The sequence below is a fragment of the Yoonia sp. TsM2_T14_4 genome (assembly GCF_049602355.1).
GTDB lineage: Bacteria > Pseudomonadota > Alphaproteobacteria > Rhodobacterales > Rhodobacteraceae > Yoonia > Yoonia vestfoldensis_A.
This window is the reverse complement of sequence record NZ_CP187137.1, coordinates 202693-224718: the sequence shown is the minus strand read 5'-3', so window position 1 is coordinate 224718 and position 22026 is coordinate 202693. Positions and strand designations below refer to the sequence as shown.

Here is a 22026-nt window from a genome sequence, read left to right as displayed (position 1 = left end):
AAACAAAACGATACCAGATGTGATAGCCAAGTCGTTTCCTTTCGCTGTTATGATCCAGATACGCCGATTTCAGACCTGTTCAAGCTCGATCAGGCAACCGTTGAAATCCTTGGGGTGCAAAAACAGCACAGGCTTGCCATGCGCGCCGATCTTGGGCGCACCCCCGCCCAGCACGCGCGCGCCTTGGTCCAGCAGGTGATCGCGTGCAACCAGGATGTCATCTACCTCGTAACAGATGTGGTGAATACCACCCGAAGGATTCTTGTCTAGAAAACCCTGAATCGGCGATTGATCGCCCAACGGGTACAGCAATTCGATCTTGGTGTTCGGCAGCGTGATGAAAACCACGGTGACGCCGTGATCCGGCTCATCCTGCGGCGCGCCGACATCGGCCCCCAGCATCTGGCGGTACTGGTCGCTGGCCGCGACCAGATCAGGTACGGCGATGGCAACATGGTTCAAGCGTCCGATCATGGCGATCCTCCTTTGTGTGATTTTGTTATGCCGCAGCGCGGCGCAGCGCGCAACGCGCGTCGGCCTTAAGGCTACGTTCACCCTATCCTGCCCAAACTACAGCAGCGCCAGTGAAAGGACGAATCGCCATGGACACAACCGACAGCATCTTGCTTGCCCGTACACCGACAGCGCAACGCCCCCTGTTGGGGCTGACAGTGCTGCTTGTCGAAGACAGCCGTTTTGCAAGCGAAGCCGTGCGCCTGCTTTGTCTGCGGTCGGGCGCACGTATCCGGCGCGCCGACAGCCTGCAAACGGCGCAGCGGCATCTGGCGGTCTATCGACCCTCGGTCTGCCTGGTTGATCTGGGGCTGCCAGACGGGTCGGGGTTGGACCTGATCGGCAGCCTGGCGCGCGCCACGCCGCGCATTCCGGTGATCATCGGCACCAGCGGGGATGAAACGGCGCATGATGCGGTGATCCGCGCAGGTGCTGACGGGTTTCTGGCGAAACCGATCGATAATCTGGTAGCCTTTCAGACCGCGATTCTGCAACACCTGCCTGCGGACAGACAACCACCCGGGCCGCGCGCCTTGCCCGACGAACGGGTGGTGCCGGACCGGATCGCCTTGCGTGATGACCTGTCACAGGTCGCGCATCTGCTTGGCCAGCCCGAACCAAACCGATCACTGCCCTATGTCATGCAGTTTTTGGGCGACGTCGCGCGCAACGGCAAGGACAGTGATCTGTCGCGTGCCGTGCGCGCCGTGGAAATCACGCGCAACCGATCACAAAACCCGCATGCTGATATCGCGGCGCTGTCGCAACTGGTGCAACAGCGCCTTGCGGCAGGCGGGCCGATTTAGCTTTCGGGCGGCACGACGCGCAGGCGCAATTCGCGCAATTGTTCGTTCATCGGCTCGCTTGGCGCGCCCATCATCAGGTCTTCGGCACGCTGGTTCATCGGGAACATGATGACCTCGCGGATGTTGGACGCGTCGGCCAGCAGCATTACGATCCGGTCAATCCCCGCCGCACAGCCGCCGTGTGGTGGCGCGCCGTATTGGAACGCGTTGACCATGCCGCCGAACCGCTTGCGCACCTCATCCTCGCCATAGCCCGCGATCTCGAAGGCCTTGAACATGATCTCGGGCTTGTGGTTGCGGATCGCGCCCGACACCAGTTCATAGCCATTGCAGGCCAGATCATATTGATAGCCCCGCACGGCCAAAGGATCGCCCGACAACGCCTCCATCCCGCCTTGCGGCATGGAAAACGGGTTATGTTCGAAATCGATCTTGCCGGTTTCGGCGTCCTGTTCGTAGATCGGGAAATCGACGATCCAGGCAAAGGCGAACCGGTCCTTATCCGTCAGCCCCAATTCGTCACCGATCACGGTGCGCGCGCGGCCCGCCACTGCCTCGAACGCCTTGGGCTTGCCACCAAGGAAAAATGCCGCATCGCCAAGGCCAAGCCCCAGCTGCTGGCGGATCGCCTCGGTCCGTTCAGGCCCGATGTTCTTGGCAAGAGGGCCTGCGGCCTCCATGCCTTCGCCCTGATCGCGCCAGAAAATATAGCCCATCCCAGGCAGCCCTTCTTTCTGGGCAAAGGCGTTCATGCGGTCGCAAAACTTGCGCGACCCGCCTGTCGGCGCGGGAATGGCGCGGATTTCGGTGCCGTCCTGTTCCAACAGCTTGGCAAAAATCGCAAACCCAGAGTCGCGGAAATGGTCGCTGACGACCTGCATCTTGATCGGGTTGCGCAGGTCTGGCTTGTCAGTGCCATACCATAGGGCCGCATCTTTATAGGAAATCTGCTCCCATGTCTGGTCGACTTTGCGCCCGCCGCCGAATTCCTCAAAAACTCCGCCGATCACCGGCTGGATCGTATCGAACACATCCTGCTGCGTGACAAACGACATTTCCAAGTCCAACTGGTAGAAATCCGTAGGCGAGCGGTCCGCACGCGGGTCTTCATCTCGAAAACACGGCGCAATCTGGAAATATTTGTCATAGCCCGACACCATGATCAGCTGCTTGAACTGCTGGGGGGCCTGCGGCAGCGCGTAAAACTTGCCCGGATGCAGGCGGCTTGGCACCAGAAAATCCCGCGCGCCTTCGGGGCTGGATGCGGTGATGATCGGCGTCTGGTATTCGCGGAACCCCTTGTCCCACATCCGCCGCCGCATCGAGGCGACGACATCGGACCGCAGCTTCATGTTGCTCTGCATCGCCTCGCGGCGCAGGTCCAGATACCGGTACTTCAGCCGCGTTTCCTCGGGGTATTCCTGATCGCCGAACACCATCAGCGGCAATTCCTTTGCCGCACCCAGCACTTCGACCTCGCGGATGAATACCTCGATCTCGCCGGTGGGCAGCTTTGGGTTCACCAGTGACGCATCCCGCGCCTTCACTTCGCCATCAATCCGGATGCAATATTCCGACCGCAGCTTTTCGACATCGGCAAAGGCCGCGGAATCAGGGTCACAAAGCACCTGCGTGATCCCGTAATGGTCGCGCAGGTCGATGAACAGGATGCCGCCGTGATCACGCACACGATTGACCCAGCCGGACAGACGCACGGTTTTGCCAACATCGGCGGCGGTCAGATCGGCACAGGTATGGCTGCGATAGGCGTGCATGGCTTGGTCCTTTGGCGAAAATACAGGCCCGCCCGATACACCCCTTTGGCCCGTCCGTGTCAACCACTGCTTCGCTTTGGTCAAAATACTCCCGCCGGAGGCGTCAAAATCAGCAGATTTTGACTTTGCACCCATTCGCCCACGCAAAGCCTTGCACCTGCGCGCGTCATCCCTATAACCCACGACAATTTGCACATCAGGGGGCAGTACGATGCCAAAGCGGACCGACATCAAATCGATCATGATCATTGGCGCGGGTCCCATTATTATCGGGCAGGCCTGCGAATTTGACTATTCCGGCGCACAGGCCTGCAAGGCACTGCGCGAAGAAGGGTATCGGGTCATCCTCGTCAACTCGAACCCCGCCACGATCATGACCGATCCGGGGCTGGCTGACGCCACCTATATCGAACCGATCACGCCGGAAATCGTCGCCAAGATCATCGAAAAAGAACGCCCCGATGCTTTGCTGCCCACGATGGGCGGGCAGACCGGCCTAAACACGTCGTTGGCGCTGGCCGATATGGGGGTGCTTGAAAAATTCGGGGTCGAGATGATCGGCGCGAAACGCGAAGCGATCGAAATGGCCGAAGACCGCAAGCTGTTCCGCGAGGCGATGGACCGGCTTGGCATCGAAAACCCCAAGGCCACGATCATCACCGCCCCCAAGGGCGAAAACGGCAAGCGTGACATCAAGGCCGGTCTGCAACTGGCCATCGACGCCATCGAATATGTTGGCCTGCCCGCGATCATCCGCCCCGCCTTTACCCTTGGCGGCACGGGCGGCGGTGTCGCCTATAACCGTGAACAATATGAACATTTCTGCCGCACAGGCATGGAGGCATCCCCCGTCGGGCAAATTCTGGTCGATGAATCCCTGCTCGGCTGGAAAGAATTCGAGATGGAGGTCGTGCGCGACAAGGCCGACAATGCCATCATCGTTTGCGCCATCGAAAACGTCGATCCGATGGGCGTGCATACCGGCGACAGTATCACCGTTGCCCCTGCGCTGACCCTGACGGACAAGGAATACCAGATCATGCGCAACGGCAGCATCGCCGTTTTGCGTGAAATCGGTGTCGAAACCGGCGGGTCCAACGTGCAATGGGCGATCAACCCCGCCGATGGCCGCATGGTGGTGATCGAGATGAACCCGCGGGTGTCACGCTCCTCCGCGCTGGCGTCCAAGGCCACAGGTTTCCCGATTGCGAAAATTGCCGCGAAACTGGCGGTGGGTTATACGCTGGACGAGTTGGACAATGACATCACCGGCGTCACACCTGCGTCGTTCGAGCCGACCATTGACTATGTCGTCACGAAAATTCCGCGCTTTGCATTTGAAAAATTCGCAGGCTCTGAACCGCACCTGACCACCGCGATGAAATCGGTGGGTGAGGCGATGGCGATTGGCCGCACCTTCCACGAATCGATGCAAAAGGCGCTGGCGTCGCTGGAAACCGGCCTGACCGGCTTTGACGAAATCACCATCCCCGGTGCGCCTGACGCTGCCGCGATTACCAAAGCACTGGCGCAACAGACCCCCGACCGCATCCGTGTGATTGCCCAAGCCATGCGCCACGGCATGTCCGATGATGACATCCACGCTGTCACCAAATTCGACCCGTGGTTTCTGGCCCGTATCCGCGAGATCATCGACGCAGAGGCCGAGATTCGCAAAAACGGCCTGCCCGTGACGGAAACCGGCCTGCGCAAAATCAAGATGATGGGCTTCACCGATGCCCGCCTTGCCACGCTGACAGGCCGGACCGAGGATAACGTGCGCCGCGCGCGCCACAATCTGGGCGTTACGGCCGTGTTCAAGCGCATCGACACCTGCGGCGCCGAATTCGAAGCGCAGACGCCCTATATGTATTCGACCTATGAAACCCCCGTCATGGGCGATGTGGAATGCGAGGCACGCCCATCAGATCGTAAAAAGGTGGTCATCCTTGGCGGCGGGCCGAACCGGATCGGGCAGGGGATCGAGTTTGATTATTGCTGCTGTCATGCCTGCTATGCCCTGACCGATCAGGGCTATGAAACGATCATGATCAACTGCAACCCCGAAACCGTGTCGACCGATTATGACACCTCGGACCGGCTCTATTTCGAACCGCTGACCTTTGAACATGTGATGGAAATCCTGCGGGTAGAACAGGAAAACGGCGTGCTGCACGGCGTGATCGTGCAATTCGGCGGCCAGACTCCGCTGAAACTCGCCAATGCCTTGCACGAGGCTGGCATCCCGATCCTTGGCACCACGCCTGATGCAATCGATCTGGCCGAAGACCGTGAACGGTTCCAGCAATTGGTGCAGAAACTGGGGCTGAAACAGCCCGTCAACGGCATTGCCCATTCGGATGCCGAAGCATTTGAAATTGCCAAGTCCATCGGTTTCCCGCTGGTGATCCGCCCGTCCTACGTGCTGGGGGGCCGCGCGATGGAAATCGTGCGCGATCAGGCACAATTGGAACGCTATATTTCCGAAGCTGTGGTCGTATCCGGCGATAGCCCCGTACTGCTGGACAGCTATTTGTCCGGCGCTGTCGAGGTAGATGTCGATTGCCTGTCTGATGGTGAAAACACCCATGTCGCGGGAATCATGCAGCATATCGAAGAGGCAGGCGTCCATTCCGGTGACAGCGCCTGTTCCCTGCCGCCCTATTCACTGTCTGCGGCAATGATCGCGGAAATCCGCAGCCAGACCGAAAAGCTGGCCCGCGCGCTGCATGTTGTCGGCCTGATGAACATCCAGTTCGCGGTGAAAAACGAAGAGGTTTACCTGATCGAGGTGAACCCGCGCGCATCGCGCACCGTGCCGTTTGTGGCCAAGGCCACGGATAGCGCCATCGCGTCCATTGCGGCGCGGTTGATGGCGGGTGAACCTTTGTCCAACTTCCCGCTGCGCGCGCCTTATCCGGCATCGGAAAACCCGATGGATGTGCTGCCCTTGGGCGATGCCTTTACGTTGGCCGACCCCAACACGCCGTGGTTTTCGGTGAAAGAGGCCGTTTTGCCCTTTGCCCGTTTCCCCGGCGTCGATACGATCCTTGGGCCTGAAATGCGCTCCACCGGCGAAGTCATGGGCTGGGACCGGTCATTCCCGCGCGCGTTTCTCAAGGCGCAGATGGGCGCTGGCACCAATCTGCCTGAAACCGGCACTGTCTTCATCTCTATCCGCGATGCGGACAAAACCGCAGATATGGTGCAAGCGGCGCAAATCCTGCGCGCCATGGGCTTTGATATTGTCGCCACGCGCGGCACCGCCGCCTGGCTGACCGAGCATGCGATCACCTGCGAAGTGGTCAGCAAAGTCTATGAAGGCGGGCTAACCATCGTTGACCGCCTGAAAGACGGGCATATCGCGCTGGTGTTCAACACCACCGAAGGCGCGCAAGCCGTCGAGGACAGCCGCGATATCCGCGCCGTCGCGCTTTATGACAAGATCCCTTATTTCACCACCGCCGCTGCCAGCCATGCCGCTGTGCTGGCCATGCAGGCGCGCGAGGAAGGGGATATTGACGTGCGGTCCTTGCAAGGCTGACCGGACGCTGCGTTCTGGTGGACAATCCAGCCGCCCCGGCCCTAGGGTCGCGCAGAATTTACGAGGGCGGATATGCACAAGGCAGCCATCACCGGGACGGGGGTTTTCACCCCGTCCCAAGTCATCACCAATGACGAACTGGTCGCAGCCTTTAACGCGCATGCCGACCTGTGGAATGCGCAGAACGCCGATGCCATAGCCACCGGTGCTGTCGCCGCGAAACCGCATTCCTCGGCCGATTTCATTCTTGCCGCCTCCGGTATCGAACAGCGCTATGTGCTGGATAAATCGGGCTTGATGGACCCCGCGCGCATGTTCCCGCGCCTGCCACAGCGCCCCGATGACGCGCCCGGCTACATGGCGGAAATCGGCGTCGATGCCGCGCAAAAGGCGCTGGCGGCCGCAGGTGTGAATGCCGCCGACGTCGATCTGGTGATCTGTGCCGCATCCAACATGGAACGCGCCTATCCGGCGATTGGCGTGGAAATCCAACAGCTTTTGGGCGCGGGCGGTTTTGCCTTTGATATGAACGTCGCCTGTTCCAGCGCGACCTTCGGCATCCAAACCGCCGCTGATATGATCCGCGCGGGGTCGATCCGGCGCGCGCTGGTCGTCAACCCCGAGATTTGCAGCGCCCATCTGGAATGGCGCGACCGTGATTGCCATTTCATTTTCGGCGATGTTGCCACGGCGACCTTGCTGGAACGCGACGAAGGCTTGGACAAGCCGCATTTCAAGGTGCTGTCCACCCGTTGCGCCACCCAGTTCAGCAACAATATCCGCAATAACAACGGCTATCTACGTCGCACCCATGACGCGATGGACGACCGCCGCGACATGCAGTTCATGCAGAACGGGCGCAAGGTCTTCAAAGAGGTACTGCCGCTGGTCAGCCAGCATATCGCCGACCATCTGGCCGATGAAGGCGTCAGCGCGGACAGCCTGCGCAGGCTCTGGCTGCATCAGGCCAACAAGACGATGAACGATTACATTGGCCGCAAGGTGCTGGGCCGCGTACCCGCCCCGGATGAGCAGCCCAATATCCTGCAGGACTATGCCAACACGTCATCGGCCGGGTCGATCATCGCCTTTGCGAAACATTCCGTCGATCTGGCGCCGGGCGACAAAGGGCTGATCTGCTCCTTCGGCGCAGGCTATTCGGTGGGATCGGTGATCGTGGAACGCGCCTAGCCGCTGATCCGTTGATGCACATCGTGCAACGTCTCGACCCGTTCGGAATAGCGATCCGTCAGCATCTTGTCACGGCTGCGGGTCATCAGGGTGAAACGGGCCAGTTCCTCCATCACATCGACGATCCGGTTATAGAGCGGGGATGGTTTCATCCGCCCGCCCTCGAATTCCTGCCATGCCATCGGGACAGAGGACTGGTTCGGGATCGTGATCAGCCGCATCCAGCGCCCCAGAATCCGCATCTGGTTGACCGTGTTAAATGATTGCGACCCGCCAGATACCTGCATCAGCGCCAGTGTCTTGCCTTGCGTCGGGCGGATGCCGCCAATGGGCGAGAGCGGCAGCCAGTCGATCTGGGTTTTCATGATCCCCGTCATCGCGCCGTGCCGTTCGGGGCTGGACCAGACCATGCCTTCGGACCAAAGCGCAAGATCGCGCAGTTCGGCGACCTTGGGATGGTCGGCATCAACCCCGTCATCGGGCAATGGCAGGCCCGAGGGGTCGAAAAACCGCGTCTCGCAGCCCAGCGCACGCAGCACCCGCGCACCTTCCTCGGCGCAGAGGCGCGAGTAGCTGACCGGGCGCAACGACCCGTAAAGCAAAAGGATACGCGGCGGGTGGCCTGCATCATCCGGCCCGGCAAGGGTGGCATGGTCCAACCGTTGCAAGGCACCGGGGGTGATATTTGGCAGATCGGACAGGTCCATGGGCGTCTCTTTCGCATGTGATCGATGATGGACCTATCACAGATGGCGCGTGTGAACAGGCCTGCGGGTCTTGCCAAGGCGGCTGACAGCGGGCAAATCAGCGGGATGGCAAAGCTTTATTTCAACTATTCCACCATGAACGCGGGCAAATCGACCGTGTTGTTGCAGGCGTCGCATAATTACATCGAACGCGGGATGCAGACCTATCTGATGATCGCGCAGCTGGATAACCGCGCGGGCCATGGCAGGATCGGCAGCCGGATCGGGATTGGTGCGGATGCCGACACCTTCGCCCCCGGCGAGGACCTGTTCGCCAAGATCAAGGCGCGGCTGGACTGCGGCCCCTGCGCGTGTGTGTTCATCGACGAGGCACAATTTCTGGACCCCGAACAAGTCTGGCAATTGGCGCGCGCGGTCGATGATCTGGGCGTGCCGATCATGACCTTCGGGCTGCGGGTGGATTTTCTGGGCGCGCTGTTTCCAGGCTCTGCCGCGCTGCTGGCGCTGGCAGATGAAATGCGCGAGGTCCGCACGATCTGTCATTGCGGCAAAAAGGCGACGATGGTCGTTCGCAAGGATGCCGAGGGCCGTGTGATGACGGCGGGCGACCAGATCGTGATCGGCGGGAATGACCGGTACGTGTCACTGTGTCGCCGTCACTGGCGGCAGGAAATGGGCGAGGACGTGCCGGAGAAGAAAAACTTTTAAGCCTCCGGCGGGGATTAACATGAATTGCCAAAGGCAATTCACGGGCTCGGAAGATGGGCTAGTAGAAACTCTGCGGGTCGATGTCGATCGCAAGGCGCAGGTTCGCGGGCAACCGGAATTGCGCGACCCATTGCGCGAGTGCCGCTTGTAGGGGCGCCGATTTGTCGGCTTTCACGAGCAGGCGCACGCGGTGTTTGCCGCGCACGCGGGCTATGGGGGCAGGGGCAGGGCCAAAAACCTGCGCACCGATCTGGCGTAAGGGCCCGTCGCGCCGCGCCATGTCATCGCCAAGATCGAACACCGCCTTCAGGTCCGGCCCGCTGAGGATGATGCCCGCCATCCGCCCGTAAGGTGGCACACCTGCACCGCGGCGTTCGGCGGCCTCGGCCGACCAGAAACTTTCTTCGTCCCCGTTCAGAATCGCGCGGATCACGGGGTGATCGGGCTGGTAGGTCTGCAACAGCGCCGCACCGGGGATTGCCGCGCGCCCGGCGCGCCCGGCGACTTGCCGCATCAGTTGGAAGGTGCGTTCAGCGGCGCGCAGATCAGACCCTTGCAGCCCCAGATCGGCGTCGATCACGCCGACCAGTGTCAGCAGCGGAAAGTTATGCCCTTTCGCGACGAGTTGTGTGCCGATGATAATATCGGTGCCGCCTTGGGCGATCTCAGCGATATGCGCCTTCATGGCGCGGGCCGATCCGTAAAGGTCCGACGACAGCACGGCGATACGGGCGGTGGGGAACAGGGCTGCCACCTCCTCGCCCATCCGTTCCACGCCGGGGCCGACAGCGGCAAGTTTGTCGGCGGCACCACAAGACGGGCAGATCACCGGGATCGGTTTGGTTTCACCGCATTGGTGGCACATCAGCCGTTTCTGGAACCGGTGTTCGACCATCCGCGCGTCGCAATGGTCGCAGCCGATCTGATGCCCGCAGGCCCGACACAGCGTGACCGGCGCATAGCCGCGCCGGTTCAAAAAGATCAGCGATTGTTCGCCCTTTTCCAGCCTGTTGGCGATGGCGTCGCGTAAGGTGGGTGAAACCCACCGCCCGTGCGGCAATTCCTCGACCCGCATGTCGATGGCGGCCATTTCCGGCATCACAGCCGCGCCGAACCGCGCGGTCAGGTCCAACCGCGCATATTTGCCCGCCTGCGCATTTGCCCAGCTTTCCAGACTGGGTGTGGCCGAGGCCAGCACGACCTGCGCCCCGCAAAGTGCCGCGCGCAGCACCGCCATGTCGCGGGCGTTATAAAGCACGCCGTCTTCTTGTTTATAGGACGTGTCGTGTTCCTCATCGACGACGATCAGGCCAAGGTTTCGGAACGGCAAAAACAGCGCCGAGCGTGCGCCCACAACCAGTTGCGCATCCCCCTGCCCGACCATCCGAAAGCAGCGCCGCCGTTCCGTCATGGTGACACCCGAATGCCATTCAGCGGGCCGCATGCCGAACCGCGCCTCCACCCGTTCGATGAATTCGCCTGACAGGGCGATTTCGGGCAGCAGCACCAGCGCCTGTTTGCCCATACGCAGACATTCGGCGACGGCTTCAAGATAAACTTCGGTCTTGCCCGATCCTGTCACGCCTTTCAGCAGAGTGGTGCCATAGCCCTCCTTGCGCAGGGCGGCGCGCAGGGCATCTGCCCCAACCGCCTGATCGGGGTTCAGCGCCTTGCCGCCGTGGTCGGGGTCAAGCGGCGGATAGGGGACATCACGCGGCGCGTCTTCTTCCAGAACTGCCCCCTGGGCGACCAGCCCCTTGACCACCGAGGACCCGACATCCGCGGCCTCGGCCAATTCGCCAAGTGTAAAGGCCAGCCCGCCATAGTCACGCAGCACCGCCAGCACCTTGTCGCGGGCAGCGGTTTTGCGATCGGGGTCGCGTGTGCCAAGGCGATACACCTTGCGCATGGATGGCGCATCACCCAACCCCGGCGCGCGGGTGCCAAGGCGCAGCATCGCGGGCATGGGTGTCAGGGTGTAATCGGCGGCACGGGTCAGGAAATCACGCATCTCATCCCGCATCGGCGCAAGGTCGAGCACGCGGATTACCGAGCGGATTTTGGCACTGTCATAATCCCCCTGCCCCGGCCCCCAGACCACGCCCAGCACCTTGCGCGGCCCAAGCGGCACCTCGACAAAGGCACCCAGATGACAGCCGCCTTCAGGCGCCTTGTAATCCAGCAGCCTGTCAAGCGGTTGGGTCGTCAGCACGCCGACCAGATCGCCTTGTGGGAAATAGCTTGGGATCATAACCGCCTTTTGAGGGTTCACGCTGCCTGCGTCCTCAGGTAAACGCTGGAGCAACAAACACCAACCCATCCCCGGAGGGAAGTTATGAAGTTTTTTGTCGACACGGCCGAACTTGACCAGATCAAGGAACTACACGATCTGGGCATGGTGGACGGGGTCACCACGAACCCGTCGCTGATCGCAAAGTCGGGGCGCGACATCCTCGAAGTCACCAAAGAGATCTGCGATCTGGTAAAAGGCCCCGTATCAGCCGAAGTGGTGGCGCTGGACGCGGACACGATGCTGGCCGAAGGCCGCAAGCTGGCCAAGATCGCCGATAACATCGCGGTCAAGGTACCGCTGACATGGGCAGGTCTGCAGACCTGCAAAACGCTGTCGGACGAAGGTATCATGGTCAACGTCACCTTGTGCTTTTCGGCCAATCAGGCCCTGCTGGCGGCCAAGGCGGGCGCGACTTTCATCAGCCCGTTCATCGGGCGGCTGGATGACATCAACCTTGATGGGCTGGAACTGATCGAGGATATCCGCACAATCTATGACAATTACGGGTTCAAGACGCAGATCCTGGCCGCCTCGATCCGGACCGCCAACCACATGTCAGATTGCGCCAAGATCGGGGCCGATGTGGCCACGGCACCGCCTGCGGTGATCAAGGCGATGGCGAACCATATCCTGACGGACAAGGGTCTGGCGGGCTTTATGGCGGATGTGGAAAAGGCCGGCATCAAGATCCTGTGATACAACCTGCGTAAGGTGGGTCCAGACCGACCTTACGCGCCGCGCTTGATAAAAACGCCTCGCCAAGGTGGTATGACGAAAAAAGTTGCGGCATCCCGCCTGCGGACCTGCTAGCTTGTTACAAAACAAAAGCAGAGCAGGCATATGACAGAGTCTTCACTGGCGGATGATCTTCGCGCAAGGATCATTGCGAACCCCGATTTCCTTTTGGATGATCACGACGTGATGCGTGCCCTTGTCGGCGCGAATGACGACGCGCGCGGCGGCAATATCGTCGATCTGCGCGCCATCGCGATGGAACGGCTGGAGGCGCGTTTCGACCGGCTGGAAGACACCCACCGCAATGTGATCGCCGCCGCCTATGACAATCTGGCAGGCACCAATCAGGTGCATCGCGCAATCCTGCGGATGATGGATGCCCAGACCTTTGCCAGCTTTTTGCGCGACCTGACCGGTGATGTCGCCGATACATTGCGCGTCGATGCGATCCGGCTGGCGCTGGAAACGGATACACCGGCGGATCATCCTGCCATGGACCCGGCTATTGTCGTGGTCGCAGCGGGATTCGTGGATCAATACATTACGCTTGGGCGGAACATGCCGGCCCGGCAGGTGACATTGCGCAAGTTCCAGAATGTCGGCGCCAGCCTTTATGGCGACCGCGCGCCGTTCATCCAGTCCGAAGCCTGCCTGAAACTTGACCTTGGCGAAGGCCGTCGCCCTGCGATGCTGGTCATGGGCAGCGAAAACGCTGCGCAGTTCAGTCAGTCGCAAGGCACCGATCTGTTAGTGTTTTTCACCGGCGTTCTGGAACGGGTGCTGCGCCGCTGGCTGGCCTAATGGCCTTCATCGCGCCCGCGCTGACCGCAAAGCTGGATCACTGGCTGGACCATGAACGCGCGCTTGCCGGTGTCGCAGAAAATACGATTGTGGCCTATCGCGCCGATGTGCTGGGCTTCATGGCCTTCCTGACGCAGCATAATGGCGATACGCAGGGTCTTGGCCCGCTCGCGCGCGTGACCTTGTCGGATATGCGCGCATGGATGGCGCATGAACGTGGGCGCGGTGTCGCCGCACGCTCGCTCGCGCGGTCGCTGTCGGCGGTCAAATCGTTCTATCGCTGGCTGGCCGCGCGCGAAGGCTTCGAGCCAACGGCCGTTCTGTCCACCCGCGCGCCCAAGTTCCAGCCCAAGCTGCCCCGTCCGCTGAGCGCCCCTGCCGCCAGCGACATGATCGACCAGATTGGTCTGCAGGCGTGTGACCCTTGGGTCGCGGCCCGCGATACGGCCGTTGTCACCTTGCTGTATGGTTGCGGTCTGCGGATATCAGAGGCGCTGTCGCTGCAAGGCCGCGATGCGCCGCTGCCGCCCGTGCTGCGGATCACCGGCAAGGGCGGCAAGCAACGGATCGTGCCAGTGCTGGACATCGCGCGCGATGCTGTCGCGGGCTATCTGCGGCTTTGCCCCTATGAGCAAGCCGCCGATGCGCCATTGTTCCGTGCTATCCGCGGCGGGCCGCTGGCCCCGCGCGCGATCCAGAAGGTTGTCGAACAGACACGCCTGCAACTGGGCCTGCCCGGCACCGCCACGCCCCATGCCCTGCGCCATTCCTTTGCCACACATCTGATGGCGGCGGGCGGTGATCTGCGCTGTATTCAGGAACTGCTGGGCCATGCGTCACTATCGACCACGCAGGCCTATACCGCCGTCGATGCCGCGCAATTGATGGCTGTCTATGACCGTGCGCATCCCAAAGCCTGAGTTTGCCGTTGCTCTAGGATGAAAATTGGCTATGACGTTTTGATGAATTTACGTACCAAGGCCCTTTTCGTTCACTTGCTGACTGCCTCGGGTGCCGTTTTTGCGATGCTGGCGATGCTGGCAGCGGTGGACCAGAAATGGGACCTGATGTTCCTATGGCTGGTCGTGGCGTTCTTTGTTGATGGGATCGACGGGCCATTGGCGCGCCGATACGAGGTCACCCGCAACGCCCCCGTGTTCGACGGTGTGCTGTTGGACCTGATCATCGATTATCTGACCTATGTCTTTGTGCCTGCCTATGCATTATTCAAGTCAGGACTGCTGCCAGGCTGGACAGGCTGGACCGCAATCATCGTGATCACCTTTGCCTCGGCGCTTTATTTCGCTGATACTCGGATGAAGACCAAGGATTATTCCTTTTCGGGTTTTCCGGGCTGCTGGAACATGCTGGTCCTTGTGATCTTTGCATTAGAGCCGAATTTCTGGGTCTCGCTGATGCTGGTGTCGTCGCTGGCGGTGGCGATGTTTGCCCCGCTGAAATTCGTCCACCCCGTCCGCACAAAACGTTGGCGGAACGTGACCTTGCCGATGGCGCTGGGCTGGACTTTCTTTGCGGCCTGGGCGGCCTGGGTCGATTTCCATCCCGATACGCTGGCCCATTGGGGGCTGGTTGTGACATCGGTCTACCTGCTGTTCGCAGGCATCGGGCAACAGATCATCTATGGCAAAGACGGCTGAAGAAAAACTTTCTGGCCTCCGGCGGGGATCACGTTGAATTACCATTGGCGCTTCAACGCGCTCGCAAGATGAACAAGGGCGGCACAATGGGCCGCCCTTTTGCGTTTATCCCAGCGCCGCGTCGCAGCGCCCGCAAACGCCCGCATGCGCATGGGTGCCGACATCGGGCAGGATTTTCCAGCAGCGTTCGCATTTATCGCCCGCCGCATGCGCAAAGCCCACGGCGATATCGGCGACGTCATCTAGCCGGAATGCGCCTTCGGGGGCGGGATCAGTGCTGATCGTGATGGCCGAGGTGATGCACAGATCGTCAAAGCTGGTGGTGTCCAGCACCTTTGCCACATCTGCGGTGACATAGACGGTTGGTGCCGCCTCGAGCGAGGCACCGATCACCTTGGCGGTGCGTTCCACCTCCAAAGCACCCGTGACAACACGGCGAGCACGGCGGACTGTCGCCCATTTTGCAGCCAGCGCATCGTCGCGCCAGTCAGCGGGGGTGTCTGCGAAATCCTCCAGATGGACCGAGCTGTCATCGCCGGGGAAACGTTCCAGCCAGACCTCTTCCATCGTGAAGCATAGCATCGGTGCCAGCCAACGTGTGATCCGGTGGAACAGGATGTCCAGCACAGTCCGTGCGGCCCGCCGGCGTGCAGTATCGCCATCGCAATAAAGCGCGTCCTTGCGAACGTCGAAATAAAAGGCCGACAGATCGACAGTGGCAAAGGTAAAGATCGCTTGGAACACGCCTTGGAAATCATACCGCGCATAGCCTTCGCGCACAGTCACGTCGAGTTCAGCGATACGGTGCAGCACCCAGCGTTCCAGTTCTGGCATATCGGCGGGGTCCATGCGGTCACTTTCCGAGAAATCGGCCAGTGATCCCAGCATATAGCGCATCGTGTTGCGCAGGCGGCGATAGCTGTCGGCGACACCTTTGAGGATTTCATCACCGATGCGCAGATCGGCGGTGTAATCGGACTGCGCCACCCACAGCCGCAGGATATCGGCGCCGTATTGCTGCACCACCTTTTCGGGCGCGATGGTGTTGCCGATGGATTTGGACATTTTCATGCCCTTCTGATCCAACGTGAACCCATGCGTCAGGACCCCGCGATAGGGGGCATGGCCCTTGGTGCCGCAGGCCTGCAACATCGAGGAATGGAACCAGCCGCGATGCTGGTCGGTGCCTTCCAGATAGAGATCAGCCATGCCGTCGGTGGATCCGTCCGCACGGTCGCGCAGCACGAAAGCATGGGTCGAACCGCTGTCAAACCAGACGTCCAGAATATCGAACACCTGATCATAGGCGTCAGGGTCAACGATGCCCGTCAGGAACCGTGCCTTTGCCCCATCCTTGTACCATGCATCTGCGCCTTCGGCCTCGAAGGCCTCCAGCACGCGAGCGTTCACATCGGCGTTGCGCAGCAGGAAATCGGGGTCGCTGTGCTGTGTGCCTTTCTTCGTGAAACAGGTCAGCGGCACGCCCCAGGCGCGCTGGCGGGACAGAACCCAGTCCGGCCGCGCCTCGATCATGGAATAGAGCCGGTTACGCCCAGTCTTGGGCGTCCATGTCACCAATTCATCGATCGACCGCAGCGCGCGTTCACGGATCGTGGTGCCATAGGTGTCTTGGCCGTCACCAACAGCCTTGTCGATGGCAGCGAACCATTGCGGACGGTTCAGGCGGATAACGGGGGCTTTGGACCGCCAGCTGTGAGCATCGGAAATGGTGATGCGCTTGGTGGCGATCAGGGCCGACACCTCTTTGAGCTTGTCGATCACCGCCTTGTTGGCACCACCGGGTTTGCCATTGGGTTTAAGGATACATTCGCCACCAAAGAACGGCAGGTCCGCGCGGTAGGAACTGTCATCAAGAATGTTATAGGTCATCGGCAAGCCATGTTTGACCCCGATGGCATAATCATCATCACCATGGCTGGGCGCGGTATGCACAAAGCCGGTGCCGGTATCGTCGGTCACGTGATCGCCGGGCAGCAGTGGCACAGGGAAATCCCATTCGGGATCGGCACCAGCAAGCGGATGCGCACAGGTCAGCCCAGCCAGCTCCTCCGGCGTCACATCGCGCAGGCGGGTGAACATCCCCGCATCCAGCCGCGCCTTGTCCATCACATCGGCGGCCAGGGCATCTGCAATCAGATAGGTGTCGCCCACCGCTGCCCAGCATTCATCAGGTGTGCCGGTCACTTCGTACAGGCCATAAGCGATGTTCGGGCCAAAACAGATCGCGCGGTTTTGCGGGATGGTCCACGGGGTCGTTGTAAAGATCAGCACTGTCGCTTTGTTCAAAATACTCCCGCCAGAGGCTTCCCGAACGGGAAACTTCACCCAGATCGCATCTGTCTGGCGGTCATGGTATTCCACCTCGGCCTCTGCCAGCGCAGTCTTTTCCACCGGCGACCACATCACGGGTTTGGACCCTTGATAGAGCGTGCCATTCATCAGGAATGTCTGGAATTCTTCCGCGATCACGCGTTCGGCGTGAAAGGCCATGGTCAGATACGGATCATCCCAATTGCCGGTGATACCAAGCCGCTTGAATTCCTCGCGCTGGATATCAACCCAGCCTTCGGCAAATTTGCGACATTCCTGGCGGAAATCCACGACATTGATCGCGTCTTTGTCTTGGCCTTTGGCGCGGTATTTTTCCTCGATCTTCCATTCGATCGGCAGGCCGTGACAATCCCAGCCCGGCACATAGCGCGCGTCGCGGCCCATCATCTGTTGGCTGCGCACAACCATATCTTTCAGGATTTTATTCAGCGCGTGGCCGATGTGCAAATTGCCATTCGCATAGGGCGGGCCGTCATGCAGCGTAAAGGGTGTGCGCCCTGCGGCCTTGGCGCGCAATTTTTCGTAAACACCGATCTGCGCCCAACGGGCCAGCCATTCGGGTTCGCGTTTGGGCAGGCCTGCGCGCATCGGGAAATCGGTTTGCGGCAGGTTCAGCGTGTCTTTGTAATCAGTGGTCTCGGCGCACATATCGCGTGTCCTTTGGTCAGAATGCGGATGAAAAGCGGTGCGCGGGCGCAGACACCTTTTCCCGGCCAGCCTGATGTCAGGCCGCCGGGCAAGTAATGACGATGATTTTCAGGCGCTGCATGCGCGCCTTATAGAACTGCCGATTGGGCGGGTAAAGGCGCATGGCTCAGGTCTTTTTCGCCTTGGTGCGACCAAAGTCGGGGGCATCGGTGTCCTGCCCTGCCTCGATGATCGACCGGCGGATCGACCGCGTGCGGGTGAAATAGGCGTGCAGATGATCGCCATCCCCCAGCCTGATCGCGCGCTGCAGGGCGAACAATTCCTCGGTAAAACGACCAAGGATATCCAGCGTCGCCTCTTTGTTATGCAAGAAGACATCGCGCCACATAGTCGGGTCGGATGCCGCGATGCGGGTGAAATCGCGAAAACCGGCGGCGGAATATTTGATGACCTCGCTATCGGTCACGCGGCGCAATTCATCGGCGACACCGACCATCGTATAGGCGATCAGATGCGGCGTGTGGCTGGTGACGGCCAGCACCAGATCATGGTGATCGGCGTCCATTTTATCGACATTGCTGCCCATGCCGCGCCACAGGTCGGCCAGACGCGCCACAGCTGCCGGGTCCGACCCTTCGACTGGCACCAGAATACAAAACCGGTTGTCGAACAATTCGGCAAAGCCTGATCGTGGCCCGGAATGTTCTGTCCCTGCCAGCGGGTGGGCGGGGATGAAATGCACGCCTTCGGGCACGAACGGCGCCACGGCGTCGATCACAGCGCGTTTGACCGACCCCACATCGCTGAGCGTTGCCCCCAGTTTCAGATGCGGGCCGATGTCGCGGGCGACATCCTCCATCGCACCCACGGGAACGCACAGCACGACAAGATCGGCATCCGCCACAGCCTCGGCCGCGGTGTCAGTCACCAGATCGCACAGGGCAATCTCGCGCGCGGTGGCGCGTGTTTCGGCAGACCTTGCATAACCGACAATCTGCCGCGCCAGCCCGGAACGCCGGATCGCATGGCACATGGATGACGCGATCAGGCCCAGACCGATCAGCGCGACCTTGTCATAGATCACCGCCATCAGCGTGAACCCTTGAACTGGCCCACAGCATGCACGACACGCCGACAGGCCGATTCGTCACCCACTGTGATCCGCAGGCATTGTGGCAAACCGTAACCCGCGACCTGCCGCACGATAATTCCCTGCGAGCGCAGATAGACATCACAGTCCTGCGCTTCGGCCGCCGAGGCGAAACGGGCCAGGATGAAATTTGCGCTGGATGGGTCAGATGGGACGCCAAGATCAGCCAGTCCAGCCGCCAGCCAGTCACGCCAGCGGGCATTCTCGGCACGGCAGCGCTCGGTATGGGCGGTGTCGCGCATCGCGGCTTCGGCAGCGGCAAGTGCTGCAGCGGACAGGTTGAACGGCCCCCGCAGCCGGTTTAACACATCGATCACCGCCTGCGGGCCATAAGCCCAGCCTACACGCAGACCGCCCAAGCCGTAGATTTTGGAAAAGGTGCGGGTCATGATGACATTTTCCCGCGCCTCGACCAGCGCGCGTCCGGCATCGAAATCTTCGACATATTCGGCATAGGCGCCGTCCAGCACCACCAAAGCCTGTGGCGGCAGACCGGCGGCAAGGCGCGCGACCTCGGGTTCGGGGATCATCGTGCCGGTGGGGTTGGCGGGGTTCGCCAGATAGATCAGCCGCGTGCGGTCGGTGCAGGCGGCCAGGATCGCATCCACATCGACCACGCGGTCGCGTTCTGGCACGATGACGGGCGTGGCGCCACAAGCGTGGGCATAGATCGGATACATCGAAAAGCCGTGTTCGGTGAACACCACCTCATCGCCCGGCCCGGCATAGCCTTCGGCCAGCAGTTTCAGGATCTCGCCAGACCCCACGCCGCAAACCACACGCGCGGGATCGACGCCCCAGACATCGGCAATCGCAGTCCGCAGATCGGCATGATCGGTTGACGGATAACGGTGCAAATCATGGCCCGCACGCGCAAACGCCTGTATCGCCGCAGTGCTTGGCCCCAGCGGGTTCTCGTTCGAGGATAGTTTAAGCACATTGCTCTGCCCGTCCAACCGCGACGCTCCGCCCACATAAAGCGCAATATCCAGAATGCCGGGTTGGGGTTGAATGCCAGTCGCCATGTTAATGTCTTCCGCGTAAAGTTTTGCACGTTCTACCCGCGCGACCAAGCCGTGACCAGAGACAAGCTGCCGCTATCATCTTCTGAGTATAAATATCCCCGCGCGGAGCGCTTTTGGGTTTGCCAAAACGAAAAAGCCGCCCCGAAGGGCGGCTTTGCAATCGCGACACTGTGTCGGATCAGTTCTTGGCGTAGAATTCGACAACAAGGTTCGGTTCCATCGTAACCGGATAAGGCACATCGCCCAACGTAGGGGTGCGCACGAAAGTCGCGATCATCTTGTTGTGATCAACTTCCATGTAATCGGGCACGTCACGCTCGGCCAGTTGGGCGGCAACTAGAACGATTTCCAATTGCTTGGATTTCTGGCGAACTTCGATCACATCGCCTTCTTTCACGCGGTAGGACGGAATGTTCACGCGCTGGCCGTTCACGGTCACATGGCCGTGGTTCACGAACTGGCGGGCTGCGAAAACAGTCGGCACGAACTTGGCGCGGTAAACGACAGCGTCCAGACGACGCTCCAGCAAACCAATCAAGTTCTCGCCGGTATCACCCTTGACGCGCTCGGCTTCGGCATAAATGCGGCGGAACTGCTTTTCGGTCAGGTCGCCGTAATAGCCTTTCAGCTTTTGCTTTGCGCGCAGCTGGGTGCCAAAATCCGACAATTTGCCCTTGCGGCGCTGGCCGTGCTGGCCGGGGCCGTATTCGCGACGGTTGACGGGGGATTTTGGACGGCCCCAGATGTTTTCACCCATCCGGCGGTCAATTTTATACTTGGCAGCGGTACGTTTGGTCATACGCTGATCTCCTTCTGTAAGTTACGAAGGGCGTTGTCCTTTGCGTGGATTTTGCCACGCCGACAGGGTTCCGCTTGCGCGGTCCACCAACACCAATGAAGTCGCGGCTTATAAACAGGAATCGGGGGGTGTCAACGGCCTCTCTTTTCCCGTCGAACGCAGGAAAGTAAAAGTTTCGCCAAATTATCACCACATCTGCCTGTCATGCAGACCGCGGGACGGCAACGTTGACACAGGCGCCTTTTGTAACTTGGTTTTTGTTTAATGAGTTGGCAGGCCTTTGGCTCGTGTTGCGTTGCAGAACTTTGATTCTGAACGTAGCACACTGGATTGCACGCCGCTTGCCAGTCTTTGATTGCTGTCCCACCTGACCCACCGCATCCGCCGCAAGGATTGCCTTTGCACTTTTATCGGTGAATAGATCGCGGCATGTCCAATCCTGTCCCTGCCCCACGTCTTTTGCATTTCACAGCTGCTTTTGGGGCGGGCAGTCTGTTGTCGTTGATGGTTTTGGTCAACGGGACGCTGGCCGCCTACGGATCGCTGTTGTTCGCATCATGGGTGCCGCATCTGACAGGCACAGCGCTGGCCATCGTGATCCTGCTGGCGCTGCGTCCGCGCCGCGCGGGCATATCGCGCCCGCCGCTTTGGGCCTATCTGGGGGGCGTTGTGGGGGGTGTAACCGTGATGCTGACCTCAGCCACGATGAACACGGCGCTAGCGTTGTCCGGCACGATCGCACTGGGGTTGGCGGGGCAGATGCTGTTCAGCCTGTTCGCCGATATCCGCGGGCTGTTCGGCCTGCCGCAACGGATGCCAAAGGCGCGCGATTATCTGGCGCTGGCGCTGATCATCGCGGGCAGTCTGGTGCTGATCTTTCTGGGCGGTGCGGCATGATCGGCTTTGCCGCCCTTGCCCTGCTGGCAGGCGTGCTAGTCTCGTTGTCGCGCCAGATCAACGGGCGCTTGGCGCTATCCACATCGGCATGGGAATCGTCATTTTGGAATCACATAGTGGGGTTGGGTTTCATCACGCTGGTCGCACTGGTCTTTGGCGGATTGTTCGCGGGCGCGCCGCAGGATGCCCCGTGGTGGGCCTATCTTGGCGGCCCCGTCGGCGTGGTGTTCATCGCCGCAGGGTCTTGGCTGATCGCGCGGATCGGGGCGGCGCAAACGGCGCTCCTGATCATCGCGGGGCAGATGATTTCGGGCGTTATGATCGACATCATCATGGGCACAGCGGGCAATACATTGGCGCGCATCGCAGGCGTTGCCCTGATCCTTGCCGGCATGTGGGTTGCGCGGTCGGCCAAGGACTGACC

Annotated in this window: 18 protein-coding genes; 10 read left to right on the top strand and 8 right to left on the bottom strand. The window is 60.7% G+C overall.

All coding sequences use genetic code 11. The features are described from left to right. Positions 1 to 69: 69 nt before the first annotated feature. Complete coding sequence (mce, locus tag ACPF9B_RS01015; RefSeq protein ID WP_007205866.1) at positions 70 to 474, bottom strand: methylmalonyl-CoA epimerase; 405 nt, start codon at positions 472 to 474, stop codon at positions 70 to 72. Between the two features lie 128 nt (positions 475 to 602). Between mce and ACPF9B_RS01010 the strand changes: the two genes are divergently transcribed. Beyond that, positions 603 to 1319, top strand: a complete 717-nt coding sequence (locus ACPF9B_RS01010; protein WP_424178623.1) for a response regulator — start codon at positions 603 to 605, stop codon at positions 1317 to 1319. Here the strand turns inward: ACPF9B_RS01010 and aspS are convergent. Further along, entirely contained in the window at positions 1316 to 3094 is a 1779-nt protein-coding gene (gene aspS, locus ACPF9B_RS01005; protein ID WP_007205868.1) for an aspartate--tRNA ligase, read from the bottom strand. The two genes, ACPF9B_RS01010 and aspS, sit on opposite strands and share 4 nt — an antisense overlap. A 211-nt stretch (positions 3095 to 3305) precedes the next feature. Between aspS and carB the strand changes: the two genes are divergently transcribed. Beyond that, complete coding sequence (carB, locus tag ACPF9B_RS01000; RefSeq protein WP_424178620.1) at positions 3306 to 6638, top strand: carbamoyl-phosphate synthase large subunit; 3333 nt, start codon at positions 3306 to 3308, stop codon at positions 6636 to 6638. Between the two features lie 72 nt (positions 6639 to 6710). Next, on the top strand, positions 6711 to 7829 hold the full coding sequence (locus ACPF9B_RS00995; RefSeq protein WP_424178618.1) for a beta-ketoacyl-ACP synthase III: 1119 nt from the start codon (positions 6711 to 6713) through the stop codon (positions 7827 to 7829). Here the strand turns inward: ACPF9B_RS00995 and arsH are convergent. Beyond that, entirely contained in the window at positions 7826 to 8536 is a 711-nt protein-coding gene (arsH, locus tag ACPF9B_RS00990) for an arsenical resistance protein ArsH (RefSeq protein WP_424178616.1), read from the bottom strand. The genes ACPF9B_RS00995 and arsH overlap by 4 nt on opposite strands. 105 nt (positions 8537 to 8641) lie before the next feature. On the opposite strand from arsH, the gene ACPF9B_RS00985 reads away from it, so the two are divergent. Continuing rightward, positions 8642 to 9244 (top strand): thymidine kinase, encoded by a 603-nt coding sequence (locus ACPF9B_RS00985; RefSeq protein ID WP_040483246.1) that lies wholly within the window; start codon positions 8642 to 8644, stop codon positions 9242 to 9244. Between the two features lie 58 nt (positions 9245 to 9302). On the opposite strand, the gene ACPF9B_RS00980 is transcribed toward ACPF9B_RS00985, so the two are convergent. After that, positions 9303 to 11495 (bottom strand): primosomal protein N', encoded by a 2193-nt coding sequence (locus ACPF9B_RS00980; protein ID WP_424178614.1) that lies wholly within the window; start codon positions 11493 to 11495, stop codon positions 9303 to 9305. A gap of 84 nt (positions 11496 to 11579) precedes the next feature. Between ACPF9B_RS00980 and fsa the strand changes: the two genes are divergently transcribed. The 4 genes from fsa to ACPF9B_RS00960 all read left to right on the top strand — a co-directional run bounded on the left by fsa (position 11580) and on the right by ACPF9B_RS00960 (position 14731). Next, on the top strand, positions 11580 to 12233 hold the full coding sequence (gene fsa / locus ACPF9B_RS00975) for a fructose-6-phosphate aldolase (RefSeq protein ID WP_007205874.1): 654 nt from the start codon (positions 11580 to 11582) through the stop codon (positions 12231 to 12233). A gap of 144 nt (positions 12234 to 12377) precedes the next feature. Then, positions 12378 to 13073: a DUF484 family protein gene (locus tag ACPF9B_RS00970; protein ID WP_007205875.1), complete on the top strand. Its 696-nt coding sequence runs from the start codon at positions 12378 to 12380 to the stop codon at positions 13071 to 13073. Beyond that, a complete protein-coding gene (locus tag ACPF9B_RS00965; RefSeq protein WP_424178611.1) occupies positions 13073 to 13993 on the top strand; it encodes a tyrosine recombinase XerC in 921 nt (306 codons plus the stop codon). The genes ACPF9B_RS00970 and ACPF9B_RS00965 overlap by 1 nt, the downstream gene beginning before the upstream one ends. 42 nt (positions 13994 to 14035) lie before the next feature. After that, complete coding sequence (locus ACPF9B_RS00960; protein WP_040483247.1) at positions 14036 to 14731, top strand: CDP-alcohol phosphatidyltransferase family protein; 696 nt, start codon at positions 14036 to 14038, stop codon at positions 14729 to 14731. Positions 14732 to 14836: 105 nt separating this feature from the next. On the opposite strand, the gene ileS is transcribed toward ACPF9B_RS00960, so the two are convergent. The 4 genes from ileS to rpsD form a co-directional block, all read right to left on the bottom strand. Further along, the gene (gene ileS / locus ACPF9B_RS00955; RefSeq protein ID WP_424178609.1) at positions 14837 to 17731 is read right to left on the bottom strand and encodes an isoleucine--tRNA ligase; all 2895 of its coding nucleotides are present in this window, start codon (positions 17729 to 17731) and stop codon (positions 14837 to 14839) included. Positions 17732 to 17897: 166 nt separating this feature from the next. Continuing rightward, on the bottom strand, positions 17898 to 18821 hold the full coding sequence (locus tag ACPF9B_RS00950; RefSeq protein ID WP_424178607.1) for a prephenate/arogenate dehydrogenase family protein: 924 nt from the start codon (positions 18819 to 18821) through the stop codon (positions 17898 to 17900). Continuing rightward, positions 18821 to 19906, bottom strand: a complete 1086-nt coding sequence (gene hisC / locus ACPF9B_RS00945; protein ID WP_424178605.1) for a histidinol-phosphate transaminase — start codon at positions 19904 to 19906, stop codon at positions 18821 to 18823. The genes ACPF9B_RS00950 and hisC overlap by 1 nt, the downstream gene beginning before the upstream one ends. 178 nt (positions 19907 to 20084) lie before the next feature. Beyond that, positions 20085 to 20705: a 30S ribosomal protein S4 gene (rpsD, locus tag ACPF9B_RS00940; RefSeq protein ID WP_007205881.1), complete on the bottom strand. Its 621-nt coding sequence runs from the start codon at positions 20703 to 20705 to the stop codon at positions 20085 to 20087. A 429-nt stretch (positions 20706 to 21134) separates the two neighbouring features. Here rpsD and ACPF9B_RS00935 point away from each other — a divergent pair, with 429 nt between their 5' ends. Both ACPF9B_RS00935 and ACPF9B_RS00930 read left to right on the top strand, forming a co-directional pair. Further along, entirely contained in the window at positions 21135 to 21602 is a 468-nt protein-coding gene (locus ACPF9B_RS00935) for a DMT family transporter (protein ID WP_424178602.1), read from the top strand. Beyond that, on the top strand, positions 21599 to 22024 hold the full coding sequence (locus tag ACPF9B_RS00930; protein WP_424178600.1) for a DMT family transporter: 426 nt from the start codon (positions 21599 to 21601) through the stop codon (positions 22022 to 22024). The genes ACPF9B_RS00935 and ACPF9B_RS00930 overlap by 4 nt, the downstream gene beginning before the upstream one ends. Positions 22025 to 22026 lie beyond the last annotated feature (2 nt).

Excerpts from the sequence above, each read along its gene's own strand:
- mce (WP_007205866.1), bottom strand. The coding sequence starts at position 474 with ATGATCGGACGCTTGAACCATGTTGCCATCGCCGTACCTGATCTGGTC.
- ACPF9B_RS01010 (WP_424178623.1), top strand. The coding sequence starts at position 603 with ATGGACACAACCGACAGCATCTTGCTTGCCCGTACACCGACAGCGCAA.
- aspS (WP_007205868.1), bottom strand. The coding sequence starts at position 3,094 with ATGCACGCCTATCGCAGCCATACCTGTGCCGATCTGACCGCCGCCGAT.
- carB (WP_424178620.1), top strand. The coding sequence starts at position 3,306 with ATGCCAAAGCGGACCGACATCAAATCGATCATGATCATTGGCGCGGGT.
- ACPF9B_RS00995 (WP_424178618.1), top strand. The coding sequence starts at position 6,711 with ATGCACAAGGCAGCCATCACCGGGACGGGGGTTTTCACCCCGTCCCAA.
- arsH (WP_424178616.1), bottom strand. The coding sequence starts at position 8,536 with ATGGACCTGTCCGATCTGCCAAATATCACCCCCGGTGCCTTGCAACGG.
- ACPF9B_RS00985 (WP_040483246.1), top strand. The coding sequence starts at position 8,642 with ATGGCAAAGCTTTATTTCAACTATTCCACCATGAACGCGGGCAAATCG.
- ACPF9B_RS00980 (WP_424178614.1), bottom strand. The coding sequence starts at position 11,495 with ATGATCCCAAGCTATTTCCCACAAGGCGATCTGGTCGGCGTGCTGACG.
- fsa (WP_007205874.1), top strand. The coding sequence starts at position 11,580 with ATGAAGTTTTTTGTCGACACGGCCGAACTTGACCAGATCAAGGAACTA.
- ACPF9B_RS00970 (WP_007205875.1), top strand. The coding sequence starts at position 12,378 with ATGACAGAGTCTTCACTGGCGGATGATCTTCGCGCAAGGATCATTGCG.
- ACPF9B_RS00965 (WP_424178611.1), top strand. The coding sequence starts at position 13,073 with ATGGCCTTCATCGCGCCCGCGCTGACCGCAAAGCTGGATCACTGGCTG.
- ACPF9B_RS00960 (WP_040483247.1), top strand. The coding sequence starts at position 14,036 with ATGAATTTACGTACCAAGGCCCTTTTCGTTCACTTGCTGACTGCCTCG.
- ileS (WP_424178609.1), bottom strand. The coding sequence starts at position 17,731 with ATGTGCGCCGAGACCACTGATTACAAAGACACGCTGAACCTGCCGCAA.
- ACPF9B_RS00950 (WP_424178607.1), bottom strand. The coding sequence starts at position 18,821 with ATGGCGGTGATCTATGACAAGGTCGCGCTGATCGGTCTGGGCCTGATC.
- hisC (WP_424178605.1), bottom strand. The coding sequence starts at position 19,906 with ATGGCGACTGGCATTCAACCCCAACCCGGCATTCTGGATATTGCGCTT.
- rpsD (WP_007205881.1), bottom strand. The coding sequence starts at position 20,705 with ATGACCAAACGTACCGCTGCCAAGTATAAAATTGACCGCCGGATGGGT.
- ACPF9B_RS00935 (WP_424178602.1), top strand. The coding sequence starts at position 21,135 with ATGTCCAATCCTGTCCCTGCCCCACGTCTTTTGCATTTCACAGCTGCT.
- ACPF9B_RS00930 (WP_424178600.1), top strand. The coding sequence starts at position 21,599 with ATGATCGGCTTTGCCGCCCTTGCCCTGCTGGCAGGCGTGCTAGTCTCG.